General features: G+C 59.7%; 17 protein-coding genes, 3 tRNA genes and 1 riboswitch. Of the genes, 10 read left to right on the top strand and 10 right to left on the bottom strand.

Annotation, left to right across the window (positions count from 1 at the left end):
• Positions 1–22: 22 nt before the first annotated feature.
• The 3 genes from ahpC to H8S45_RS11460 all read right to left on the bottom strand — a co-directional run bounded on the left by ahpC (position 23) and on the right by H8S45_RS11460 (position 1938).
• Positions 23–586, bottom strand: coding sequence for an alkyl hydroperoxide reductase subunit C (ahpC, locus tag H8S45_RS11470; protein ID WP_054328166.1), 564 nt, complete (start codon positions 584–586; stop codon positions 23–25).
• 80 nt (positions 587–666) lie between these two features.
• Positions 667–858 (bottom strand): hypothetical protein, encoded by a 192-nt coding sequence (locus tag H8S45_RS11465; RefSeq protein WP_186950109.1) that lies wholly within the window; start codon positions 856–858, stop codon positions 667–669.
• A 6-nt stretch (positions 859–864) separates the two neighbouring features.
• Positions 865–1938 carry a 6-phosphofructokinase gene (locus tag H8S45_RS11460; protein ID WP_054328165.1) on the bottom strand — a complete coding sequence of 358 codons (1074 nt, stop codon included), beginning with the start codon at positions 1936–1938 and terminating at the stop codon, positions 865–867.
• Between the two features lie 203 nt (positions 1939–2141).
• Positions 2142–2231, top strand: a riboswitch (ZMP/ZTP riboswitch).
• Between the two features lie 73 nt (positions 2232–2304).
• Here H8S45_RS11460 and pflB point away from each other — a divergent pair.
• Together pflB and pflA are read left to right on the top strand one after the other, a co-directional pair.
• The gene (pflB, locus tag H8S45_RS11455; RefSeq protein ID WP_107631262.1) at positions 2305–4533 is read left to right on the top strand and encodes a formate C-acetyltransferase; all 2229 of its coding nucleotides are present in this window, start codon (positions 2305–2307) and stop codon (positions 4531–4533) included.
• Between the two features lie 123 nt (positions 4534–4656).
• Entirely contained in the window at positions 4657–5355 is a 699-nt protein-coding gene (gene pflA / locus H8S45_RS11450; protein ID WP_054328164.1) for a pyruvate formate-lyase-activating protein, read from the top strand.
• A gap of 49 nt (positions 5356–5404) precedes the next feature.
• Here the strand turns inward: pflA and H8S45_RS11445 are convergent, their stop codons facing one another.
• Positions 5405–5962 carry an inorganic diphosphatase gene (locus H8S45_RS11445; protein WP_054328163.1) on the bottom strand — a complete coding sequence of 186 codons (558 nt, stop codon included), beginning with the start codon at positions 5960–5962 and terminating at the stop codon, positions 5405–5407.
• Positions 5963–6174: 212 nt separating this feature from the next.
• Here H8S45_RS11445 and ppk1 point away from each other — a divergent pair, with 212 nt between their 5' ends.
• Entirely contained in the window at positions 6175–8310 is a 2136-nt protein-coding gene (gene ppk1 / locus H8S45_RS11440; protein ID WP_159068123.1) for a polyphosphate kinase 1, read from the top strand.
• A gap of 86 nt (positions 8311–8396) precedes the next feature.
• Here ppk1 and cysS read toward each other — a convergent pair whose 3' ends face one another.
• Positions 8397–9815: a cysteine--tRNA ligase gene (gene cysS / locus H8S45_RS11435; RefSeq protein ID WP_107631265.1), complete on the bottom strand. Its 1419-nt coding sequence runs from the start codon at positions 9813–9815 to the stop codon at positions 8397–8399.
• A gap of 628 nt (positions 9816–10443) precedes the next feature.
• Positions 10444–13902: a transcription-repair coupling factor gene (mfd, locus tag H8S45_RS11430; protein WP_186950107.1), complete on the bottom strand. Its 3459-nt coding sequence runs from the start codon at positions 13900–13902 to the stop codon at positions 10444–10446.
• A gap of 102 nt (positions 13903–14004) precedes the next feature.
• Here mfd and H8S45_RS11425 point away from each other — a divergent pair, with 102 nt between their 5' ends.
• Positions 14005–14595: a hypothetical protein gene (locus tag H8S45_RS11425; RefSeq protein ID WP_147574272.1), complete on the top strand. Its 591-nt coding sequence runs from the start codon at positions 14005–14007 to the stop codon at positions 14593–14595.
• A gap of 110 nt (positions 14596–14705) precedes the next feature.
• On the opposite strand, the gene nifU is transcribed toward H8S45_RS11425, so the two are convergent.
• The 3 genes from nifU to H8S45_RS11410 all read right to left on the bottom strand — a co-directional run bounded on the left by nifU (position 14706) and on the right by H8S45_RS11410 (position 17528).
• On the bottom strand, positions 14706–15155 hold the full coding sequence (gene nifU, locus H8S45_RS11420; RefSeq protein WP_054328161.1) for a Fe-S cluster assembly scaffold protein NifU: 450 nt from the start codon (positions 15153–15155) through the stop codon (positions 14706–14708).
• A gap of 60 nt (positions 15156–15215) precedes the next feature.
• Positions 15216–16448, bottom strand: a complete 1233-nt coding sequence (locus tag H8S45_RS11415; RefSeq protein WP_054328160.1) for a cysteine desulfurase family protein — start codon at positions 16446–16448, stop codon at positions 15216–15218.
• Between the two features lie 183 nt (positions 16449–16631).
• Positions 16632–17528 carry a putative ABC transporter permease gene (locus H8S45_RS11410; RefSeq protein ID WP_054328159.1) on the bottom strand — a complete coding sequence of 299 codons (897 nt, stop codon included), beginning with the start codon at positions 17526–17528 and terminating at the stop codon, positions 16632–16634.
• Positions 17529–17658: 130 nt separating this feature from the next.
• Here H8S45_RS11410 and H8S45_RS11405 point away from each other — a divergent pair, with 130 nt between their 5' ends.
• The 4 genes from H8S45_RS11405 to H8S45_RS11390 all read left to right on the top strand — a co-directional run bounded on the left by H8S45_RS11405 (position 17659) and on the right by H8S45_RS11390 (position 19780).
• A complete protein-coding gene (locus H8S45_RS11405) occupies positions 17659–18834 on the top strand; it encodes an iron-containing alcohol dehydrogenase (RefSeq protein WP_054328158.1) in 1176 nt (391 codons plus the stop codon).
• 711 nt (positions 18835–19545) lie between these two features.
• A tRNA-Asn gene (locus tag H8S45_RS11400) sits at positions 19546–19621 on the top strand.
• A gap of 3 nt (positions 19622–19624) precedes the next feature.
• A tRNA-Trp gene (locus tag H8S45_RS11395) sits at positions 19625–19700 on the top strand.
• 4 nt (positions 19701–19704) lie between these two features.
• A tRNA-Thr gene (locus tag H8S45_RS11390) sits at positions 19705–19780 on the top strand.
• A gap of 22 nt (positions 19781–19802) precedes the next feature.
• Here H8S45_RS11390 and H8S45_RS11385 read toward each other — a convergent pair.
• Complete coding sequence (locus H8S45_RS11385) at positions 19803–20084, bottom strand: hypothetical protein (RefSeq protein ID WP_054328156.1); 282 nt, start codon at positions 20082–20084, stop codon at positions 19803–19805.
• Between the two features lie 121 nt (positions 20085–20205).
• Between H8S45_RS11385 and H8S45_RS11380 the strand changes: the two genes are divergently transcribed.
• Together H8S45_RS11380 and H8S45_RS11375 are read left to right on the top strand one after the other, a co-directional pair.
• Entirely contained in the window at positions 20206–20409 is a 204-nt protein-coding gene (locus H8S45_RS11380) for a type II toxin -antitoxin system TacA 1-like antitoxin (protein ID WP_054328155.1), read from the top strand.
• Positions 20410–20446: 37 nt separating this feature from the next.
• Entirely contained in the window at positions 20447–21355 is a 909-nt protein-coding gene (locus tag H8S45_RS11375) for a DMT family transporter (RefSeq protein ID WP_054328154.1), read from the top strand.
• Positions 21356–21378 lie beyond the last annotated feature (23 nt).

The raw sequence follows: 21378 nt of genomic DNA, 5'->3' as shown, positions 1-21378 counted from the left end.
CCCGCTGTTTTCCGCGACGCCCTTACAACTGGCCGACCAGATCCAGGCTGGGTTTGAGCGTTTCCGCGCCCGGCTGCCACTTGGCCGGACACACCTCGTCGCCATGCTCGGCAACAAACTGGCTCGCCTGTACGCGGCGGAACAGCTCGTCTGCGTTACGGCCCACATTCCCCGCCGTTACCTCGTAAGCAACGATCCGGCCCTCCGGATTGACGATGAAGCTGCCGCGCTCCGCCAGGCCGTCCTTCTTGATATACACCTTAAAGTCCTTTGCCAGCGCGTGCGTCGGGTCCGCCAGCATCGGGTATTCGATCTTCTTGATACGGTCGGAGGTGTCGTGCCATGCCTTGTGGACAAAATGCGTGTCACAGGACACCGCATAGATCTCGCATCCGACGGCCTTGAACTCCGCGTACTTGTTGGCCAGGTCCTCCAGCTCGGTCGGACACACAAAGGTGAAGTCCGCGGGGTAGAAGAAAAACACGCTCCACTTGCCGAGGATATCCTTCTTGGTGACGGTATGAAACGCATTATTCTGATAGGACTGCACGGAAAAATCGCTGATTTCCTTATGAATCAAAGACATAAACAAAACTCCTTTTTATTTTTAGTTAGCAATAGCTAACTTATTTTTGATTATATATTTCATTTGATAGTTTGTCAAGTTTAGACAGGGATATCCTTATCATTCTGGAAAAATTCCAGCATTGGCCCTGTTTTACCTCGCGGAAGCTGTGAATTCTGTCCAAAAACGGATATTTTCCGCCGCTCCGCCCTGTTAGCATGTCCGGACGCTTTTGTTTTATCCGTTTTCGGCAAAAAAGCACCGGAGCTATGCTCCGGTGCTTTTTCATCCATTTCGGGTCAGTCCCCCATGGACAGCCCCAGATCGCGCGCCGCCTGCACGATATCGCTGTCCGGCGGGACGGTCTTGAGCTTGCCCGCCACCTCGGACAACGGCACGGGGACGATCTTATCGTCCTGCACCGCAACCATGTTGCCGAACTTCCCGTCGCGGATTAACTGGGCCGCCGCCACGCCCAGGCGGCTGGTCAGCAGGCGGTCCGCCGGACAGGGCGCGCCGCCGCGCTGGTAATGGCCGGGGATGGTCACACGGATCTCCTGGCCGGTCAGCTCCTTCAATTCCTCCGCGATCCGGTAGGAGATCGAGGGGTACGGCATGGCTTCCCGAGCGGCCTTGAACTCCTTTTTGCTCATTTTCGCCTCCTCCTGGCTGATCGCGCCCTCGGCGACCGCGAGGATGGAGAAACGCTTGCCGCTTTTTTCTCGCTTCTGGATGGCCTTGGCGATGGCCTTGGCGCTATACGGGATTTCCGGAATAATGATTACATCCGCGCCGGACGCAATTCCCGCGTACAGCGTCAGCCAGCCTGCCTTATGCCCCATGACCTCCACAATGAACACACGCGAATGCGAGAACGCGGTCGAATGGATGGAATCGATGACCGTTGTCGCGATATCGACCGCGGACTGGAAGCCAAACGTCATCTCCGTCCCCCACAGGTCATTATCGATCGTCTTGGGCAGCGTCACCACATGAACGCCATGCTCGGACAGCAGATTCGCGGTCTTGTGCGTGCCGTTGCCGCCCAGAATCACCAAACAGTCGAATTTGGCCTCCTTAATGGTTTTGAGCATTTTCTCGAGCTTGGTTTCCTCGTTCTCCTCCGCCTTGAGCATGGATTTGAACGGCTGGCGCGAGGTGCCAAGAATGGTGCCGCCCACCGTCAGGATATCCGAAAAATCGGATTCCTTCATCTCATGGTAATCTCCCTCGATCAGCCCGCGGTAGCCGTCCCGAATCCCGTACAGGGTCAGCTTGTCCCCAAATTCGTTATACAGCGTCTTCGCCACGCCGCGCAGCGCGGCGTTCAAGCCCTGGCAGTCGCCGCCGCTTGTCAGCATTCCGATTCTCATGGCAGTTCTTCCTCCCATTCGTTTTTATATCCTTATCATACGCCATTTTCCCCCGCTTGTGAAGAGCTTACCCAAGGTTTTACACAGTTTTACATTTGTTCGCTTTTTGACGGGACAGGCAGACTATGCTGTTTTTTTCACAAAATTTTTGTCAGTTTCGGCAGTTGCCTTTCCCTGCCCGCTATGATATCCTAAAGCCATGACAGATTCCCTGCGACTGACGGGCAAGGTGGAGCGTAAACCACCGGGAAGCAGGGGTTCCGCAATAAATGCCGACCGTCTGGGCAGTGTCGCAAGCAACAAGCGATGCTGCCCTTTTTTGCATGCAGAAAAGGGCAGCCGGACCAGGAAAAGGAGAAGCGATCAATGAACGCATGGCACAACTTCACCGGCGGCGATTGGCAGAAAGAGATCAACGTCCGCGACTTTATTCAGAAAAACTACACCCCCTATGACGGCGACGGCGCCTTCCTCGCACCCGCGACCGAACGCACCGTGCGGATGCGCGAAAAATTCGCGGCCCTGCTCGCGGCGGAACGCGAAAAGGGCGGCGTGCTGGATATCGATACCGAAACCGTTATCACGATTGACGCGTTCGGCCCGGGCTATCTGGATCGGGAAAACGAGGTCATCGTCGGCCTGCAGACCGACGAGCCGCTCAAGCGCGCCTGCAACCCGTTCGGCGGGATGCGCATGGTGCGCGACGCCTGCAAGGCCTATGGCTATGAGGTCTCCCCCAGGATTGAGGAAGAATTCAGGCATCACAAAACGCATAACGACGGCGTGTTCTCCGCCTATACGCGGGATGTGCGCGAGGCGCGGCACGTCGGCCTGCTGACCGGCCTGCCGGATGCGTACGGCCGCGGGCGCATCATCGGAGACTACCGCCGCGCCGCGCTGTACGGCGTGGACCGCCTGATCGTGGAAAAGCAGAAGGACAGGGACGCGCTGGGCGGGATCCCGACCACCGAACAGGAGATCCGCTGCGCAGAGGAGCTGTCCGACCAGATCAGGGCGCTCAAGGACATAGTCAAAATGGCCGCGTCCTACGGCTTTGATATCGCCCGTCCCGCCGAAAACGCGCGGGAGGCGGTTCAGTGGCTGTACTTCGCTTACTTGGCGGGCATCAAGGAGCAGAACGGCGCGGCGATGAGCCTGGGCCGCACCTCCACCTTTCTGGATATCTACTTCGAGCGCGACCTGCGCGCAGGCGTGCTGACCGAAGCCCAAGCGCAGGAGATCATGGACGATTTCGTACTGCACCTGCGCATGGCACGCCACCTGCGCACGCCGGAATACAACGAGCTGTTCGGCGGCGACCCGATGTGGATCACCGAGGCGGTCGGCGGCGTGGGTGAGGACGGCCGCCATATGGTCACCAAAAACAGCTACCGCATGCTGAACACGCTGTATAACCTCAACCCCGCGGCCGAGCCCAACCTGACCGTGCTGTGGAGCGAGCGGCTGCCCGAAAACTGGAAGCGGTTTACCGCCAAGGTGTCGATCGATACGGACGCGCTGCAGTACGAAAACGACGATGTGATGCGCCCCTTCTACGGCGACGACTACGCGATCGCCTGCTGTGTTTCCGCGATGCGCGTGGGCAAGGACATGCAGTTCTTCGGCGCGCGCGCCAATATCGCTAAGCTGATGCTGCTGGCGATCAATGGCGGTCGGGACGAAAATAAATTTGAGCAGGTCGGTCCGGAAATGCCGGTTTACGAGGGCGAATATCTGGATTATAATGAAGTTATGAGGCGGATGGATTTTTACCGCCCCTGGCTGGCCAAAACCTATGTTTCGGCCATGAACACCATCCACTATATGCACGACAAGTATGCCTATGAAAAAAGCCAGATGGCGCTGCACGACACCGAGGTGCGCCGCCTGATGGCGTTCGGCATCGCGGGCATGAGCTGCATGGCGGACTCCCTCTCGGCGATTCGCTATGCCAAGGTGCGCCCGATCCGCCATCCAGAGAACGGCGTCATCGTCGATTTTGAGATCGAGGGCGATTTTCCCCGCTTCGGCAACGACGACGATCGGGCCGACCAGATCGCGTGCGAGCAGGTGCGCAAATTCTACGAAGCCCTCTGCGCGTTCCCGCTGTATCGCGGCGCGGTGCATACGCTGTCCATTTTGACCATCACCTCCAACGTGATGTATGGCAAAAAAACCGGCAACACGCCGGACGGGCGCCGCAAGGGCGAGCCGCTGGCACCCGGCGCGAACCCGATGAGCGGGCGCGACGCCTCCGGCGCGCTGGCGTCGCTCAATTCGGTCGCCAAGCTCAGCTATGAATACTGCCGCGACGGAATCTCCAACACGTTTTCAATCACGCCGGACGCGCTCGGTAAGACCGAGGACACACGCATCGGCAACCTGGTCTCCATCCTGTCCGGCTACTTTGCGCAGAAGGCCCACCATCTCAATGTGAACGTCCTCCATCGGGAAACACTGCTGGCGGCCTACGAGCATCCGGAGCAGTACCCCAACCTGACCATCCGCGTTTCCGGCTATGCGGTCAATTTCTACAAGCTCAGCCGCGAGCAGCAGCGCGAGGTCATTTCCCGCACCTTCCACGAGGCGGTATAACGGCCGCGAACGGGCAGCTCATTCCGCCTGGATTCAGAGAATTCCCGCAGCGGCTTTCGCCGGTACTCCCCGCTTTTGCGGCGGGGCCATCCGTTCCTATCCCACCAGAAAGGTTGTGCAACGATGACCGGACGCATCCACTCCATCCAGTCGCTCGGCGCGGTAGACGGGCCGGGTATACGGTATGTCGTATTCCTGCAGGGCTGCCCGCTGCGCTGCGTCTACTGCCACAATCCGGATACCTGGGCGGCAGAAGGCGGCGACACGGTTGAAGCAGACGCGCTGGTTCAAAAGGCGTTGCGCTGCCGCGCTTACTGGGGCGATTCCGGCGGCGTGACGGTATCGGGCGGCGAGCCGTTGCTGCAGGCACCGTTTGTGGAAGAATTTTTCGCAAAGCTTCAGGCGCAGGGCGTACATACCGCGCTCGACACCTCCGGCGTCGGCAATCTTGCCGGGGCTGAACGTGTGTTGCGCCATACCGATCTGGTGCTGTGCGACCTGAAATTCCTCACCCAGGCGGACTATCTCCAATACTGCCGCGCCGACCTCACGCAGGTGGAACGCTTTTTGCAGCTCACCGCCATGAAGGGCGTCCCGCTCTGGATCCGGCATGTGGTCGTCCCCGGCCTGACGGACAGCCTGGAGCATCTGCGGCTGGTCAAGGCAAAGGCGGAAAGCTACCCCAATCTGGAAAAGCTGGAGTTCCTGCCGTTCCACAAACTCTGCCTGGAAAAATACGACCGGCTGGGGCTGGAATTCCCCTTGCGCGACACCCCCGCCATGAACGACGCCTGGCTCAAGCTGCTGCTTGACAAGCTGTAATAATAAAAGAGAGGGAACGGGCGTTCCCTCTCTTTTTTACACCGCGCTGTCAGCGCTCCTCTTTTTCCGGCCGGCGGCCGCAGAAATGCACCTCGTACCGGTCCATGCAGGCTTGGATCACCTCTATCGCGGTCTCCCGATTGAGCGCGTCCGACGTGGCCGTATGCTTATGCTCCAGGCCTTTATACACCTCAAAAAAGTGCGATATCTCGCTGCCGTAGTGCGGGGGAAGCTGGTCGATATCGTGATAAAAATTCCAGGTCGGGTCCTCATACGGGATCGCAATGATCTTATCGTCGATCTCGTCGTCGTCAATCATGCGGATCACGCCGATCGGATAGCATTCCACCTCAACCAGCGGGTCGAGCGATTCCGTACACAGCACCAGTACGTCGAGCGGATCCCCGTCGTCTGCATAGGTGCGCGGGATAAAGCCGTAGTTGGCCGGATAATGCGTGGAGGTATACAGGATGCGGTCGAGCCGCAGCAGACCGGTCTCCTTATCCAACTCATACTTTTTCTTGCTGCCGGCCGGAATCTCGATCACAGCCGTAAAGCGCCCCGGCGATATGTAGCGCTGGTTAATGTCGTGCCAAATATTTCTCATGCCACGTCTTCCTTTCTCTTTTTTTCAGTGTATCAAATCCTCTCCCTTTCCGCAAGTCTTACGCTGCCGAAAAACGCGCATTATTTTACGCGGTTTTTACAAAATACGCATTGTATGGGCGCGGAAATACGGTATAATAATAGTAAGATATTATAATGCAAGCCGTGTGCGCATTCCGCCGCGGCCCTGTGTGGGGAAAAGAGGGGTACAGCATGACACAGGCGATTTGGGAACAGGGTTATACACAAAACCGCGAGCTGTCGTGGCTGCAGTTCAACGCACGCGTGCTGGCCGAGGCGGAGGATGAGAGCGTCCCCCTGCTCGAACGGCTGAAGTTTCTTTCCATATTCACCAGCAATCTGGACGAATTTTTTATGATCCGCGTCGGCAGCCTGGACGACATGGCGGCAGTCGATAAAAACCACATTGACAACAAATCCGGCATGACCGCCCGCGAGCAGCTGCGCCGCATTTACACGGCGGTGGAGCCGCTGTACGAGCGGCGGGACGCCGCGTTTTCCGACGTTGAACGCCGGCTGCGCGGCGAGAGCCTGTGCCGTCTGCACATCAGCGAGCTGGACGCGGCGGGACAGAAGTACATCAAGCACTATTTCAAAAATGTGATGGCGCCCGTGCTGTCGCCGCAGATCGTGGATTCGCACCACCCTTTCCCGCATCTGGAGGGCAAGGTGCTGCACATCGCCGCTCTGTTGGCCCATAAGAAAAACGAGCGCCTCGGCCTGCTGCCCGTACCCGCCTCGCTGCCCGCGCTGGTGTTCCTGCCCGGCCAGCCCGGGCAGTACGTTCCGGTCGAGGATATCCTGCTCGAATACGCGGACCATGTGTTCGAGATGTACGACGTGCTGGAAAAAACCGTGTTCTGCGTCACCCGCAACGCGGACATCAATCCGGACGACGAAACGTTCGGCGCGGAGGAGGGGGACTTCCGCAAACGGATGGAAAAGCTCCTGCGCCAGCGCCGCCGTATGGCCGTGGTGCGCGTTGAACTCAACCGCCCGATCAGCGACCACTTCAAGGAATACTTCCGCACCCGCTTCGAGGTAACCGACGCGCAGATTTTTCTGTCGCGCCGGGCGCCGCTCAAAATGGCGTATGCGTTCAGCCTGGGCGAGCACCTGCCGGAAAAGCAGCGCGCTGCGCTTTCCGACCCGCCGTTCACGCCACAGCAGCCGGGCATGCTGCCCGCTGGGCAAAGCCTGCTCAAGGCGGCGCTCAAAAAGGACATCCTGCTTTCCTATCCTTATGAAACCATGGAGCCGTTCCTGCAGATGATCCGCGAGGCCGCAGGCGACCCGCACGTTGTCTCCATCCGCATCACGATCTACCGTCTCGCGCGCAAGGCCAAGCTGGTTGAATACCTGTGCGCGGCCGCAGAAAACGGCAAGGATGTGACCGTGCTGATCGAGCTGCGCGCCCGTTTCGACGAGCAGAACAACATCGACTGGTCCGAACGGCTGGAGGAGGCCGGCTGCAAGATTATCTACGGCTTTGAGGACTACAAGGTCCACTCCAAAATCTGCCTGATCACCCGCCAGGACCGCGCGGGCCTGCGCTATATCACCCAGGTCGGTACAGGCAATTACAACGAAAAAACCGCCGCGCAGTATACCGACGTGTCGCTCATCACCTCCAACGAGCATATCGGCATGGACGCGGGCGCGTTTTTCAACAACATGGCGCTTGGCAATCTGGAGGGGAAATACGAGCGTCTGCTCGTCGCGCCCAATAGCTTCAAGGACCATATCCTCGCGCTGATGGACGAGCAGATCGCCAAGGGCGGCGAGGGCTACATCCTGCTCAAGTTCAACTCCCTGACCGACATCGATGTGATCGAGAAGCTGCGGCAGGCGTCCTGCGCAGGCGTTCGGGTCGAAATGATCGTGCGGGGCATCTGCTGCCTGCTGCCCGGCGTCAAGGGCCATACGGAAAACGTTTCGGTCACCAGCATCGTCGGCCGTTTTCTCGAGCATTCCCGCATCTTTGTATTCGGCCGCGGCGCGGATGAAAAAATGTATATCTCCTCGGCCGATCTGATGACGCGCAATACCGAGCGCCGCGTCGAGATCGCCTGCCCGATCGACAGTCAGGAGGTCCGCGCGCGCCTGCATGATATCTTATACGCCATGCAGCATGACACCGTTAAGGCTCGCGTCCTGCAGCCGGACGGAACGTACTGCAAAAAGCCGGCCGTTCCCGATCCGGTGTGCGCGCAGGCGCTGCTCATGCAGCAGGCAATTTCCGAAGCGCACCAGCAGTCGGCCAATCCCGCGCCGCCGGCGCCCGGTTGGAAAAAATTCCTCCATCATTTGTTCGGCGGCGAGGACTGACCCCGCGCCCGCTCCCCCAAAGCAGCAAAAAGCGGTTCCTACCGGAACCGCTTTTTGCATTTTTCCCATTTTTCAGCCGTCCGCTCTCACGCGCGGCTCCACTGGGTACCCTGGCGGGTATCCTTGATGGTCACGCCCATAGCGGCCAGCTCGTCGCGGATGCGGTCTGCCTCGGCGAAGTTTTTTTCCTTCTTCGCCGCCGCGCGCTGGGCGATCAGCGTCTCGATCCTGTCCGCGTCCGGATCGGCGGCCGCGTCCTCGCGCTTCTGCACCAGGTTGAGCACGCCGGTCAGCTCCATAAACAGGCTGTGCGCCGCGGTCAGAAACGCCTTTGTCGCGTCCTGGTGCGCGCCCATCCAGGCGTTGATCTCGCGCGTCAGCTCGAACACAGCGGAGAGCGCGTCCGCGGTGTTCAGGTCGTCGTCCATCGCGTCAATGAATTTCTGCTTGTACGCCGCGAGGGTTTCCAGCTTGGCGGACTCCTCCGCGGTCATTGCGTCGCCCTCGGCCTTGCTGATGCGGAACTCCATATTATTGCGGGCTTCGTACAGGCGGGCGAGGGATGCCTTGTTCATCTCGAGCGACTCGGCCGAGTAGTTGAGCGGGGTGCGGTAGTGCGCGGACAGCATGAACATGCGGATAGTCTCATAGCCGAACTCCTTTGCCGCGTCGCGCACCATGAAGAAATTGCCCTTGGATTTGGACATCTTCTCGTTGTCGATGGTCAAAAAGCCGTTGTGCAGCCAGTAATGCGCAAACGCGCAGCCGTTGGCGCACTCAGACTGGGCGATCTCATTCTCGTGGTGCGGGAAGATGAGGTCAAGGCCGCCGGAGTGGATGTCGATGGTCGGGCCGAGGTATTTGTTGACCATAGCCGAGCACTCGATATGCCAGCCGGGACGTCCCTTGCTGCCCCACGGCGTGTCCCACGCCGGCTCGCCGGGCTTGGCGGCCTTCCAGACCGCGAAGTCCATCGGGTCCTCCTTCTGCTCGCCCACTGAGATGCGCGCGCCCGCCTGCAGCTCCTCCATCGGCTGATGGCACAGCTTGCCGTAGTCCGGATCGGATTTGGTGCGGAAGTACACATCGCCGTTCGGGGCAAGGTAGGCGTGGCCGGTATCGAGCAGCTTCTGCACAATGCCGATAATTGCGTCCATGGTTTCGGTCGCGCGGGGATGCACGGTCGCCTTGCCGATGCCGAGGCCCTCCGCGTCCGTGTAGTATTCCTTGATATAGCGGTCGGCAATCACGTCATAGGTCACGCCTTCCTCGTTGGCCTTGTTAATCACCTTGTCGTCGATATCGGTGAAATTCTGCACGAACTGCACCTTATAGCCGCGGTATTCAAAGTAGCGGCGCAGCAGGTCGAACACGATGAACGGGCGCGCGTTGCCGACGTGGAAATAGTTGTACACGGTCGGGCCGCAGGAATACATTTTGACCTCGCCCGGGGTGATCGGGACAAACTCCTCTTTCTGACGGGTCAGGGTGTTGAACAGTTTCATGGCTTTATCTCCTTTTCGGATTTGTTTACAATGGCTGGTTGATCTGTTTGGCGCAGTTCAGATACTCGGATAATCTGGTTTTTACGGACGGCAACAAAAACGCGCCGTCTCGGCGTGAACAGAGGCAGATGCCTGCTTTTGCAGGTGTACCAGCCTGCGGGCCGACATATCAGCGGGCGCAGGCGTACCGTACGGCGCTTTCTGCCAGAAAAGCGGGGCTTTTCCCTTATTTCCAGTACCTCCGCGGCAAAATAATCCTCCGCCTTACTGGTGTCCGGTCAAAAGCCAAGCAGCACCTCGCCCACCGCTGTCAAAAGATCATCCCACATGTGGTCTCCTTCTATCAACAAAGCCGCCCCTTTTATCCAAAGAGGCGGCTTTACGTCGCGGTTCCACTCCTGTTTTTCACTCGAAAGCGCGGTAACGGGCGCATTCCCGCGGGGCGCTTGACCCCGATGCTCGGCGGGCGCACTTCGCCGCGCGGCGCGCAAGACCCTTGCAGCCGGAGGGGCCTCTCTCTTGGGCGCGCCGGAAAACGGTTACTCTTCCCGCGTCGTCGCATACGTTGCGATCTGAATTTGATTTCAGTATACCATATACTGCCCGAAAGTCAAGCCGCCCATGCGCTTTATGCGGTAGCTGCGTATTTCGCCACCAGTGTCTGCGCCATGGCAAGCGGCTCCTCCCCGCGGTTCAGCCGCAGCGACAGGTACGGCGACGAGCCTGCGTTCAGCAGCAGACGGCCCCTGAAGTCGCTGTCCCCGCACAGTACGGACAGGCGCGCAAAGTCGGTTTCCGCAAAGGTGAGCAGCAGACGGCCGTCCTGCTGTTTGATCTCGGCAATACCCTGCCCGCTCGCCTGGCTGCGCAGCAGTGCGATATCAAGCAGCGCCACGGCCTCCGCGGGCGGCTCGCCGAAGCGGTCGATCAGTTCGTCGAGCATGTCGCTCTTCTGCTCCTCCGTGCGGATAAGCGCGATGCGGCGGTACAGGTCCACGCGCTGGCCCGCGTCCGGCACATAGGCGGCGGGCAGGTTCGCGGAGAGCAGCAGCTCGGCCGCACAGTCCACGCGCGGCTTGGGCATTTCGCCCTTTTCCTCCTGCACGGCCTCCTCGAGCAGCTTGAGATACAGGTCGTAGCCCACGCTCATCATATGACCGGACTGTTCGGGGCCGAGCACGTTGCCCGCGCCGCGGATCTCCAGGTCGCGCATGGCGATCTTAAATCCCGAACCGAACGCCGCGTACTCGCGGATGGCGGACAGGCGCTTCTGCGCGATCTCGGAAAGCGCCTTGCCGCGCCGGTAACACAGGTAGGCATAGGCGTGGCGCGACGAGCGGCCCACGCGCCCGCGTATCTGGTGCAGTTGGGCCAGCCCCAGGTTATCCGCGTTCTCGATAATCAGCGTATTTGCGTTTGGAATGTCGATACCGGTTTCGATGATAGTCGTGCAGACTAGGATATCGGTTTCGCCATCCGCCATGGCATTCATGGCAGCGGCGATCTCCTTCTGCGTCATTTTTCCATGCACCACGCCGATGCGCGCTTCCGGCAGGCGCTGCTGGAGCAGGTTCGCGCACCGCGCGATGGATTCCACATGGTTGTGCAGGTAGTATACCTGCCCGCCGCGCGCCAGCTCACGCCGGATCGCGTCGAGCAGCACACCGTCGTTCTGCTCCAAAACATAGGTCTGTACCGGATGGCGGTCGAGCGGCGGCTCCTCTATGGACGACATATCCCGAATGCCGGACAGAGCCATATTGAGCGTGCGCGGGATAGGCGTGGCCGACAGCGTCAGCACGTCCACGGTTTTGGAAAGCTCCTTGAGCGCCTCCTTATGGGAAACGCCGAAGCGCTGCTCCTCGTCCACGACGAGCAGCCCCAGGTCCTTGAATTTGATCCTCTTGTTGAACAGCTTGTGCGTGCCGATCACCACGTCCACCGAGCCGGCCTCCAGTTTTTGCAGCAGACGCGTCTGCTCCGAGCCAGTCTTGTAGCGGGTGAGCAGCTCGATCGTCAGCGGATGCCCCTGGAAGCGCTGCAGCGCGGTCAGGTAATGCTGGCGCGCCAGCACGGTTGTCGGCACAAGGATGGCGGCCTGCTTGCCCGCCAGCACGCACTTCATCACCGCGCGCAGCGCGACCTCGGTCTTGCCGAAGCCCACGTCGCCGCACAGCAGGCGGTCCATCGGCCGATCGGACTGCATATCCTCCTTGATTTCCGCGATACAGCGGAGCTGATCCTCGGTCTCCTCATAGGGAAACGCGTCCTCAAATTCCCGCTGCCATTCGTCGTCCGGCGGGAAAGCGAAGCCGCGGACCTTGGCGCGCTCGGCATAGAGCCGGATCAGCCCCTCGGCCAGCTCCTTGGCCGCGGCCTTGGCGCGCGCCTTGGCCTTGGACCAGTCCGCGCCGCCCAGCTTGTTCAGGCGCACGCGCTCGTTCTCCCCGCCGCCGATGTATTTGGAGATCAGATCGAGCGAGGTCGCCGGCACATACAGGAAATCCGTTCCGGCAAACGCAATCTTGATAAAATCACGCTCCGCGCCGTCCACAGTCATGCGCTCCATGCCGACGAACCGGCCGATGCCGTGGTGCTCATGCACCACCAGGTCGCCCGGCATCAGGTCGGTAAACGACTTGACCCTGTCGCGGTTGGATTTTTTGACCGGCGCCTTTTTGCGGCGCGCAAGCACCTGCCCCTCGGTCATCACGACCAGCCCGAGGTCTGGGTACTCAAAACCCGCGGACAGCGTCCCCTCCAGAACGCTGACGTGTCCCCCCTTGGGCAGCAGGTCGCTGACCGCCGCGCGGATGCCCGCGCCCGTCAGCGCGTCGCACATGTTGCGGCAGCGCAACCCGCTGCCACAGACCACCGCCACCGCGCGTCCCTGCTGGATATAGGCGCGGATATCCGCCGCCGCCATGTCCAGATTGCCGCCGTAGGCGTTCATCTGGTTGGCTACAAAGTTTTCCAGCTGCTGCGGCGCCAGTTCGGGAACGTTGTTCAGGAAGCTGTCCAACCGCAGCACCGTACGCGGCACGCGGCACAGGCTGGCAAAATCGAGCGCATATCCGTCCAGCCCGGGCGGCAGCTCGCCGCGCTCGAGCAGGGCGGTCACATCGTCCGCGATGCGGGCGTGGAAATCGCGCGCCGCGTCCCGCAGGCGCGGCGTGTCCTCAATGAGCACAAGCGCGTTTTCCGGCAGGTAATCGAACGCGGACGCGGGCTCCGGATAGACGAGCGGCAGGTACTTGTCCGCTGCGGGCAGTCCTCCGGTCTCGCGCAGGCGCTCCGCGTCGCGTTCCAGGTTGGCCGCCAGGTCGGGATGCTTTTTGCGGCGGGTGGAGAGCAGACCCAACACAGCCTTTGCCAGCCCCGCCGCGCCGCCCTTGGCCAGCGCGGGCAGTGTCTCCATGCACGGCAGACAGCGCAGAGCCTCCGCCGTGTCCAGCCGCCGTTGGCTACCCACGTCAAAGGTTGCGATTGAATCGACCTCGTCGTCCCAGAATTCCACGCGGTATGGGTGCTCCGCCTGCGGCGGGAATACATCCAGAATGCCGCCGCGCACTGAAAACTGCCCCGCGCCTTCGACCTGCGTACACCGCTCATAGCCCGCGCGGGTCAGCTCCTGCGCCAGACCGTCCAGCGGGGCCTCCTGCCCCGTGCGGATGGTCACCGACGCACTCCCGAGCGCGTCGGGCGGCAGCGTCCGCAGCGCCGCGGCCTGCACCGAGGCGACCGCAAACCGCGCCTCCGGCAGACCGTCCAGCGCCGCCAGCCGCTTCTGCTCATAGCCGCGCGACACGCCCGCCACATCAGCCATGACAAGGTCGCGCGCCGGCAGGACGGTCACCGGCTTTTCCGAAAACGCATGCAGGTCGGAGGCAAAGCGGTTGGCCGCGTTGTCGTCATCGGTCAGTACGAACACCGGCCGGCCGGTCTCCGCTCCCAATGCCGCCGCCAGATGCGCTTTGTGGATCGCCGACAGGCCGACTGCAAGCAGCGGTGTTTTTCCGGCAAGCAGGGCTTCTTTTAACTTTTTGTATTCTTTTAGATATGTTATACTTTTTGTAATTTCCGTCATCGTGTGCCACCCTTGCGGAACGATTTTTGTTTCTATCTGAGTCCCCGTATGCTATACTGAAAGTACCGCAATAAAAAGAAAGAGAATGGGAAAATGTATTTCATGAAGCATTTGCATCGCATCGCAGCGGGCCTCGCCGCCCTGCTGGCCGTTTCCCTGTCCGCCTGCGGCAGCCAGCCGGCAGATAATGCCGGCGCGGATACGGCGGACCACGCCGCCGCTCTGATGCCCTATGACGCGCCGAGCGGACGGTTCACACTGTCCGTACCCGAAATCGAGGGAGGCTGGACCGTAACCGACGGCGGTAACGACGAGCATCTGGTGCTGGACAACAGCGACCAGAGCTTCACCGTGATGGTGCAGGCCCTACCGCTTGACCAGTCGCTCGCGTTCTTTTCCAACCTGGACGAACTGGCCACATACCACCAGCAAACCACGCTCAGCACCTTCGGCGACGCGGCCGAGGCCGAGGTCGCGATCGGCGGCGGGCCGGACGCGCCCGAGATCGAAAACGTCAAATCCGCATCCTACACCGTCGAACTGAGCGGCGTGACCGCCAGGGCGCAGGTCAGCTATTTCCAAACCGACGGCGCCTACTACATCCTGACCATCACAGGGCTTGCGGACGTATACGACGCCAATATCGGCAAAATGCAGAGCGCCCTGTCTTCCTTCCATGAAAACGCGCTTTAACGCTTCCATCCCCTCAAGGCAGGCCTGCAGCCTGCCTTTTTTCTATATATCAAGCATGCCAAAAGGGCAGATTTTGCAATCTGCCCTCATTATATGCGTTTACGCGCGGCTTAATGCGCGTGGTGGTCGTGCTCGTGGTGGCACGCTTCGCAATCCAGGCTGCAGCCGAGGATCTCGGCCGGATCCTTGCCCATGCGCTTGTAATAATCCGCGATGGCCGAGCGAAGCGCCTCCTCCGCCAGCACCGAACAGTGCATCTTGACCGGCGGCAGGCCGTCCAGCGCCTCCGCGACCGCCTTGTTGGTCAGCTTGAGCGCCTCTTCGAGCGTCTTGCCCTTGACCATTTCGGTCGCCATCGAGCTGGTTGCGATCGCCGCGCCGCAGCCGAAGGTTTTGAACTTGACATCCTCGATCACGCCGTCGTCCGACACCTTGAGGTAAATCTTCATGATATCGCCGCACTTGGCGTTGCCGACCTCGCCAACACCGTTCGCATCTGCGATCTCGCCTACGTTGCGCGGGTTGGTGAAGTGGTCGAGTACCTTTTCACTGTACTGCATAATTACGACTCCCTTTATATCTCAAATCTATCAAAATGCTTGGTTTTCATCTTTTGGGGCTTATCCGTGCAGGTTGGAGGCCGCGGTCAGGTTGGGTCTGCCGTCTTCCCACACCGGACTCATGGCGCGCAGCGTGCCTACGACCTGGGTGACAGTCTCGATGATATAATCGACGTCCTCCTCGGTATTCTGCTCGCCCAGCGTCAGGCGCAGGGAACCATGCGCGATCTCATGCGGCAGGCCGATGGCCATAAGCACATGGGAGGGATCGAGCGAGCCGGTCGAGCAGGCCGAGCCGGTCGAGCCGCACACACCCGCAAGATCCAGGCGCAGGATCAGTCCCTCGCCCTCGATGGCCTCGAACACGAACGAAGCTGTGCCAGGCAGCCGGTTCACCGGATCGCCCGTGTAGTGCGTATAGGGAATTTTCATCACGCCCTCGACCAGACGGTCGGTGAGCTTTTTGACATAGCCCATTTTTTCATCCAGGCCCTCGACCGCTTCTTTCATGGCCGCCGCAAGGCCGATGCAGCCCGCGGTGTTCTCCGTGCCGGAAACCAGGCCGCGCTCCTGCCCGCCGCCGTATACCAGCGGCTCCAGCGCCACGCCCTTTTTGACATACAGCACGCCCACGCCGCGCGGGCCGCGGAACTTGTGCGCGGAAAGCGAGAGCATATCGATACCCATTTCCTGCACGTCGATGTGCATGTGGCCGACCGCCTGCACCGCGTCCGTATGGAACTTCGCGCCCGCTGCGTGCGCCAGCTCGGCAATCTCCCGAATGGGCTGGATGGTGCCGATCTCATTGTTCGCCGCCATGATGGTGACGAGCGCGGTATCCTCGCTCAGCTCGCGCTTGAGCTGCTCCAGATCGACGCGCCCCTGCTTGTCCACATCCAGATATGTGACGCGAAAGCCCTCCTTTTCCAGCGCCTCGCAGGTATACAGCACCGCGTGATGCTCGATCTTGGAGGTGACGATATGTTTGCGGCCCTTGGCGCCCGGCCCGTGCATAAAACCGCGGATAGCGAGGTTGTCTGCCTGCGAGCCCCCTGCGGTGAAAATAATCTCGCCCGGCGCATAGTCATTCGCTTCATTGACCGGCATGGCCGCGTTCAGGCACTTGCCGACCGTGGCGCGCGCCTCGTTAAGCGCTTCCTTTGCCGCGCGCCCGATGCGGTACAGCGAGGAAGGGTTGCCGTAATACTCGGTCAGCCACGGCTTCATCGCCTCGAACGCGGTTTCGGACAGCGGCGTGGTCGCCGCATTATCCGCATAGACAAATTTTTTCATCTTATATCAGCCTTTCTCTGCAAAAGGTTCGTTTTGCTGCATGCCCCCATTTGCCAGTAAATCGGTAGGTTCAGGGGGTACTATTAATATACACCTGAAACGCGCATTTTAGCAAGCAAAAAACTGACGAAACCAGACGCACAGCGACAGCGCTTTTGCATCATTTCGTGCATTTTGTGCAGTTTATCCCTTTTTATCCGAATCCAAATGCCGCTTCAGTCGCTGCAGCACGTCGTCGTACTGGGCCGACCGCGCGCTCGGATTGCCGCGCAGCATTCTCTTACGCGTGCGCTTCAGGCTTTCCGCGCGCTCGTTGAAACGCTGCTGGATCGCATCCAGCCGGTCCAATATCTGCTCCTTGGTATCCGACCATTGCTCGCGCGCGTCGTCCATTCTTTCGTTGAGCTGTGCGCGCGCATCGTCCATTTTCTCCGACCACTCGCCGCGCGCCTCGTCCACCCGATAGGATAGATTCGTCAGGCGCACCATCGCGGTCTGCGACAGCTCATGCCGCAGTGCCGCGCCCTGCTCGCGCAGTTCGTCGAGCTCCTCAAGCAGTCTGGCAAGATCGAGCGCCGTGCGGACGGATACCGCCACGTCGCCCGCGAACGCAATGGTCAGCAGCGCCACCAGCACCGCCAGCAGCACGGACGGGAGGCCCACCGCCAACACCTCGACCGGCGGATGGATAACCCGCGCCAGAAGCACCCCAAAAAATCCCCAGCACAAGGACGATTGCAGGCAGATCCGTCCCTGAAACTGGAATCGATGGGAAGAATAGTCCCAGTATTTTACCTTGAACAGTTTTTCCATGACTACGCCGACAATATACTCAAATATTGTTGCTACCAGCATGCTGACAGCAAAAAGCGCCGCCGGATGGTTATACAGCGGCAGCGAAACGTGCAGCAGAAGCGTAGCCCCAAAGCCATAAATCGGCAGCATCGGCCCACGGAGAAAGCCGCGGTTGACAAAGCGCCTTTGCTGCACGGAAACGACCGTGGACTCAAAGCACCAGCCCAAAAAGCAGTAAATATAAAATATCAGCATCCATTGCAGGAACGAATAATCGTAAACCATATTCAGCCTTTCTCCATCCGCCGCAGCCCTCATCCCATATGGTAATTATTCTATCTAACTTTTTGACTTTTGGCAAGCGCACAGGTATAATATAACTATCTTATAATAAGAAGGGCGGGCGAACCCCACTATGCTGAACTTCACCATCCATACCACAACCGAAGTCGTTTTCGGACGCGATATCGAAAAGGATATCGGCCCCAAGCTCAAGGAGATTGGCGCGCACCGCGTGCTCGTGCATTTCGGCGGGTCGAGCGCCCGCTCCTCCGGCCTGCTCGATCGGGTGGAGCACAGCCTTTTTGAAGCGGGCCTGTCGTTTGTCGAGTTGGGCGGCGTGGAGCCAAATCCTAAAATTTCGATGGTGCGCCGCGGTATTGAGCTGTGCCAGCGCGAGGGCATCGACTTCATCCTGGCGGTCGGCGGCGGCTCGGTCCTCGATTCCGCCAAGGGCATTGGCATGGGCGTCGCCACAGGCCGCGACCCCTGGGAGTTCGCTGCGACCGGCACCGCGCCCGATCAAACGCTTCCGGTCGGCTCGGTGCTGACGCTTTCGGCTTCCGGCTCGGAAACCAGCAACTCCTGCGTGCTTACCAACGAGGAGCTCAAGGAAAAGCGCGGCATCACCAGCCAGACCAACCGCCCCCGCATCAGTTTCCTCAATCCGGAAAACACGTTCACTGTATCCAAATTCCAGACCGGCTGCGGCATTGTGGACATCATGATGCACACGCTGGAGCGTTACCTGACCGCTGGCGGCGAAACCGACATCACCGACCGCATCGCCGAGGGGCTGCTCATCGCAACGCGCGACGCGGGCCGGCGCGCCATCGCCGACCCGAACGACTATGAGGCGCGCGCCACGCTCATGTGGGCGGGCAGCATATCGCACAATAACCTGACCGAATGCGGCCGCCTGCGCCTGTTCCCTGTCCACAAGCTCGAGCACGAGCTTTCCGCTTTCCGTGATGAAATCGCGCACGGCGCGGGCCTGTCCGTGCTGTTCCCCGCGTGGGCGCTGTATGTGATGGAGCATGACGTGCCGCGTTTCGCGCAGCTCGCGCACCGTGTCCTCGGGGTGGAAATGGATTTCTCCCATCCGGAACGCACCGCGCGCGACGGAATCCTGACCCTCAAGCGGTTTTTTGAGGAGATCGGCATGCCTGTGCATATGGCGCAGCTCGGCATCAAGCCGGAAAACTACGAAACGCTTGCCGACAACGCGATCAGGACTGCCGGCGGGCCGGTCAAAAGCTATGTGCCGCTGGATAAGCCGGCAATCCTGGAGATTTTCCGGCTGGCGGAATAACCTGTTTGGAAAGACCCCTCGGCAGCGGGGACAGTGCGCCGCCCTGCGCGGGGGTAAAAGGGGAGGACAACCCGCATGGGTTGTCCTCCCCTTTTGAATTCCCTGCTTTCCTTTTTTCACGGCTGCAAGGCTTTGGCGCTTCCACAGGGCCGGTTTACGGCATTTGCTCCCGCGCGCTCCGCGCGCAAGGTAGGTCGTGCGTTCCACCTGCCGCCCATTTGCTGTATCACGGTAAGCGCAATGGCTTCCACCCCAAGGGGGTGGTGGGTGGGGTGGGCGGCGGCTTCTCCCTCCCGCGCACTGTTACGCGCGCATGGACCGTTTCGGACAGGCGGTATCCGTTTTCCCGCTGTCCCGCTCTAACCTCCGCGCGAACAGAGCTCCCGCAACAGCCTCCGTATTTTTTTCGGAGCGGTCCTGGTCAGAAATAGGAACGGCGCAGCCGTTCCGGCCTCCGGCCTGCGCATCAGGGAAAAGGGGTGATTGGCAAGAGGGGAGAAACCGACGGTTTCTCCCCTCTTGTCCGCCCGCGCCGCGCAGGCGCAGCTTCCCCGCTTTCGCCAAAGCGGAAACCCACGCCCTCCCCCTCCGCTCCCCGATCGCTATTTATAAATTTCCTGTTTTTCTTATCTTTACCTATTGACAAACTGAAATAATGCGCGCTATAATATTTAGGCTAACTGTAATAGATGTACCAGCATCTTTGGACATTCCTCAATAGCTCAGTTGGTAGAGCATGCGGCTGTTAACCGCAGGGTCGTTGGTTCGAGTCCAACTTGAGGAGCCATACAGGGGTATAGCTCAGCTGGTAGAGCATCGGTCTCCAAAACCGAGTGCCGTGGGTTCGATCCCTACTGCCCCTGCCATTTTGCTGCTGTAGCTCAGTAGGTAGAGTGCATCCTTGGTAAGGATGAGGTCACCGGTTCAAATCCGGTCAGCAGCTCCAGTAGAGAAGCCCGTCGTTCGCGCTATGCGCCGGATGCCGGGCTTTTTTCGTACACCGTGCGCGGCGGCAGCCGAAAACACGCCAGCTCTTCCCGCAGACCTACCGACCAGACGAACCCCATCTCAAAGGCCTGCTGCTCCAACAGGTCGGCATAGTCCATGCACGCATCCCACAGCCGTTCGCCGCTTTCCCCTGCCTCCGTCATGCTGTGCAGGCGGTCAAAACGGCTCAGGAGCGCCTCCTTGCGGGGCTTTTCGCCCTGCTCGCTCCACAGATAGAAAATCTCTGCAAAGATACTTTTCATTTTCTCACCTCTTTTCCTCTGTATAGATAATACACTGAAATCAGTGTATTATCTATTATTAAATTTCACAAAAATAACACAAAATTTTGTACTGATTTCAGTACAACCATGAGGGATTACTATGCCAATCAGTGAAGCACGCCGCAGGGCAAACGAAAAGTACAACGCCAAAGCCTACGACCAGATCCAGTTCCGCGTCAAAAAAGGGCAGAAGCAGGTCATTCAGGCGCATGCGGAACGCCAGGGCGAAAGCATGGCCGCCTTTATTGCCCGCGCTATCCAGGAAACCATGGAGCGCGACCTGCAAAACAAGGGGAACCCATGACCCTTGTCCTACACCAAATCTCCTGGGAGGAAATCCTGTGAAGCTCCGCAATTCTCTTCTGTTATTCCTTACTGCTACCATCTGGGGCTTTGCGTTCGTTGCGCAACGCGTCGGTATGGATTATGTTGGCCCACTTACATTCCTGTTCGCGCGCAGCCTGATCGGCGGTATCGTGCTGTTGCCAGTGGTCGCCGTGCTGCACCGCTCGGGGCCGGGGCACGCGGGCGAAACGCCTGCCGACCGGTGCAGGGCGCGCAAAACACTGCTGCTCGGCGGTATCTGCTGCGGCACTGTACTTTGTGTGTCTGACCTTGCGCAGCAAGTTGGGTTACTCTATACGACCGTTGGTAAATCCGGCTTCCTTACAGCATGCTATATTCTGATCGTCCCGTTGATTAATCTGCTGTTCTTCCATCGAAGATGCAGGCGGTTAGTTTGGGGCGGGATAGCGCTTGCTATTGTGGGAATGTACTTCCTGTGCATGACCGATGGCTTGACCATCAATTTTGGGGATGCAATCAGCCTTGTCAGCGCGCTCTTGTTTTCCGTTCATATTCTGGTAATCGACTATTTCTCCCCGCGCACGGATGGGGTCAAAATGTCATGTGTCCAGTTTTTTGTATGCGCGGCGATCGCTGCCGTTGGCATGCTGCTGTTTGAACAGCCCAGCCTGGGCGCGCTCCTTGCTGCGTGGAAGCCCGTACTGTACGCGGGCGCGCTGTCCTCCGGCGTGGGCTATACGCTGCAGATCGTCGGACAGAAAGGGATGAACCCCACTGTCGCTTCGCTTATCATGAGCCTGGAATCCGTGATTTCGGTCATTGCCGGCTGGCTGATTCTGGGCCAGTCGCTATCCGGCCGCGAGATATTCGGCTGTGTGCTAATGTTCGCCGCCATCGTGCTGGCACAGCTCCCCAACGCGCCAAAGGAAAACGCCGTCAATTAGATGCTCCCTCATAAGGGTATCTA

Source organism: Agathobaculum faecis, from assembly GCF_014287995.1.
Taxonomy (GTDB): Bacteria; Bacillota; Clostridia; order Oscillospirales; family Butyricicoccaceae; genus Agathobaculum; species Agathobaculum ammoniilyticum.
This window is presented reverse-complemented; position numbering and strand designations above follow the sequence as displayed.

Bases quoted from the DNA above. Each gene is read 5' to 3' on its own strand.
- cysS (WP_107631265.1), bottom strand. From the start codon at position 9,815: ATGAAACTGTTCAACACCCTGACCCGTCAGAAAGAGGAGTTTGTCCCG.
- ppk1 (WP_159068123.1), top strand. From the start codon at position 6,175: ATGACACAGGCGATTTGGGAACAGGGTTATACACAAAACCGCGAGCTG.
- ahpC (WP_054328166.1), bottom strand. From the start codon at position 586: ATGTCTTTGATTCATAAGGAAATCAGCGATTTTTCCGTGCAGTCCTAT.
- H8S45_RS11410 (WP_054328159.1), bottom strand. From the start codon at position 17,528: ATGGTTTACGATTATTCGTTCCTGCAATGGATGCTGATATTTTATATT.
- pflB (WP_107631262.1), top strand. From the start codon at position 2,305: ATGAACGCATGGCACAACTTCACCGGCGGCGATTGGCAGAAAGAGATC.
- H8S45_RS11460 (WP_054328165.1), bottom strand. From the start codon at position 1,938: ATGAGAATCGGAATGCTGACAAGCGGCGGCGACTGCCAGGGCTTGAAC.
- H8S45_RS11385 (WP_054328156.1), bottom strand. From the start codon at position 20,084: ATGAAAAGTATCTTTGCAGAGATTTTCTATCTGTGGAGCGAGCAGGGC.
- H8S45_RS11405 (WP_054328158.1), top strand. From the start codon at position 17,659: ATGCTGAACTTCACCATCCATACCACAACCGAAGTCGTTTTCGGACGC.
- H8S45_RS11425 (WP_147574272.1), top strand. From the start codon at position 14,005: ATGAAGCATTTGCATCGCATCGCAGCGGGCCTCGCCGCCCTGCTGGCC.
- pflA (WP_054328164.1), top strand. From the start codon at position 4,657: ATGACCGGACGCATCCACTCCATCCAGTCGCTCGGCGCGGTAGACGGG.
- H8S45_RS11445 (WP_054328163.1), bottom strand. From the start codon at position 5,962: ATGAGAAATATTTGGCACGACATTAACCAGCGCTACATATCGCCGGGG.
- H8S45_RS11380 (WP_054328155.1), top strand. From the start codon at position 20,206: ATGCCAATCAGTGAAGCACGCCGCAGGGCAAACGAAAAGTACAACGCC.
- H8S45_RS11415 (WP_054328160.1), bottom strand. From the start codon at position 16,448: ATGAAAAAATTTGTCTATGCGGATAATGCGGCGACCACGCCGCTGTCC.
- H8S45_RS11465 (WP_186950109.1), bottom strand. From the start codon at position 858: ATGGATGAAAAAGCACCGGAGCATAGCTCCGGTGCTTTTTTGCCGAAA.
- mfd (WP_186950107.1), bottom strand. From the start codon at position 13,902: ATGACGGAAATTACAAAAAGTATAACATATCTAAAAGAATACAAAAAG.
- nifU (WP_054328161.1), bottom strand. From the start codon at position 15,155: ATGCAGTACAGTGAAAAGGTACTCGACCACTTCACCAACCCGCGCAAC.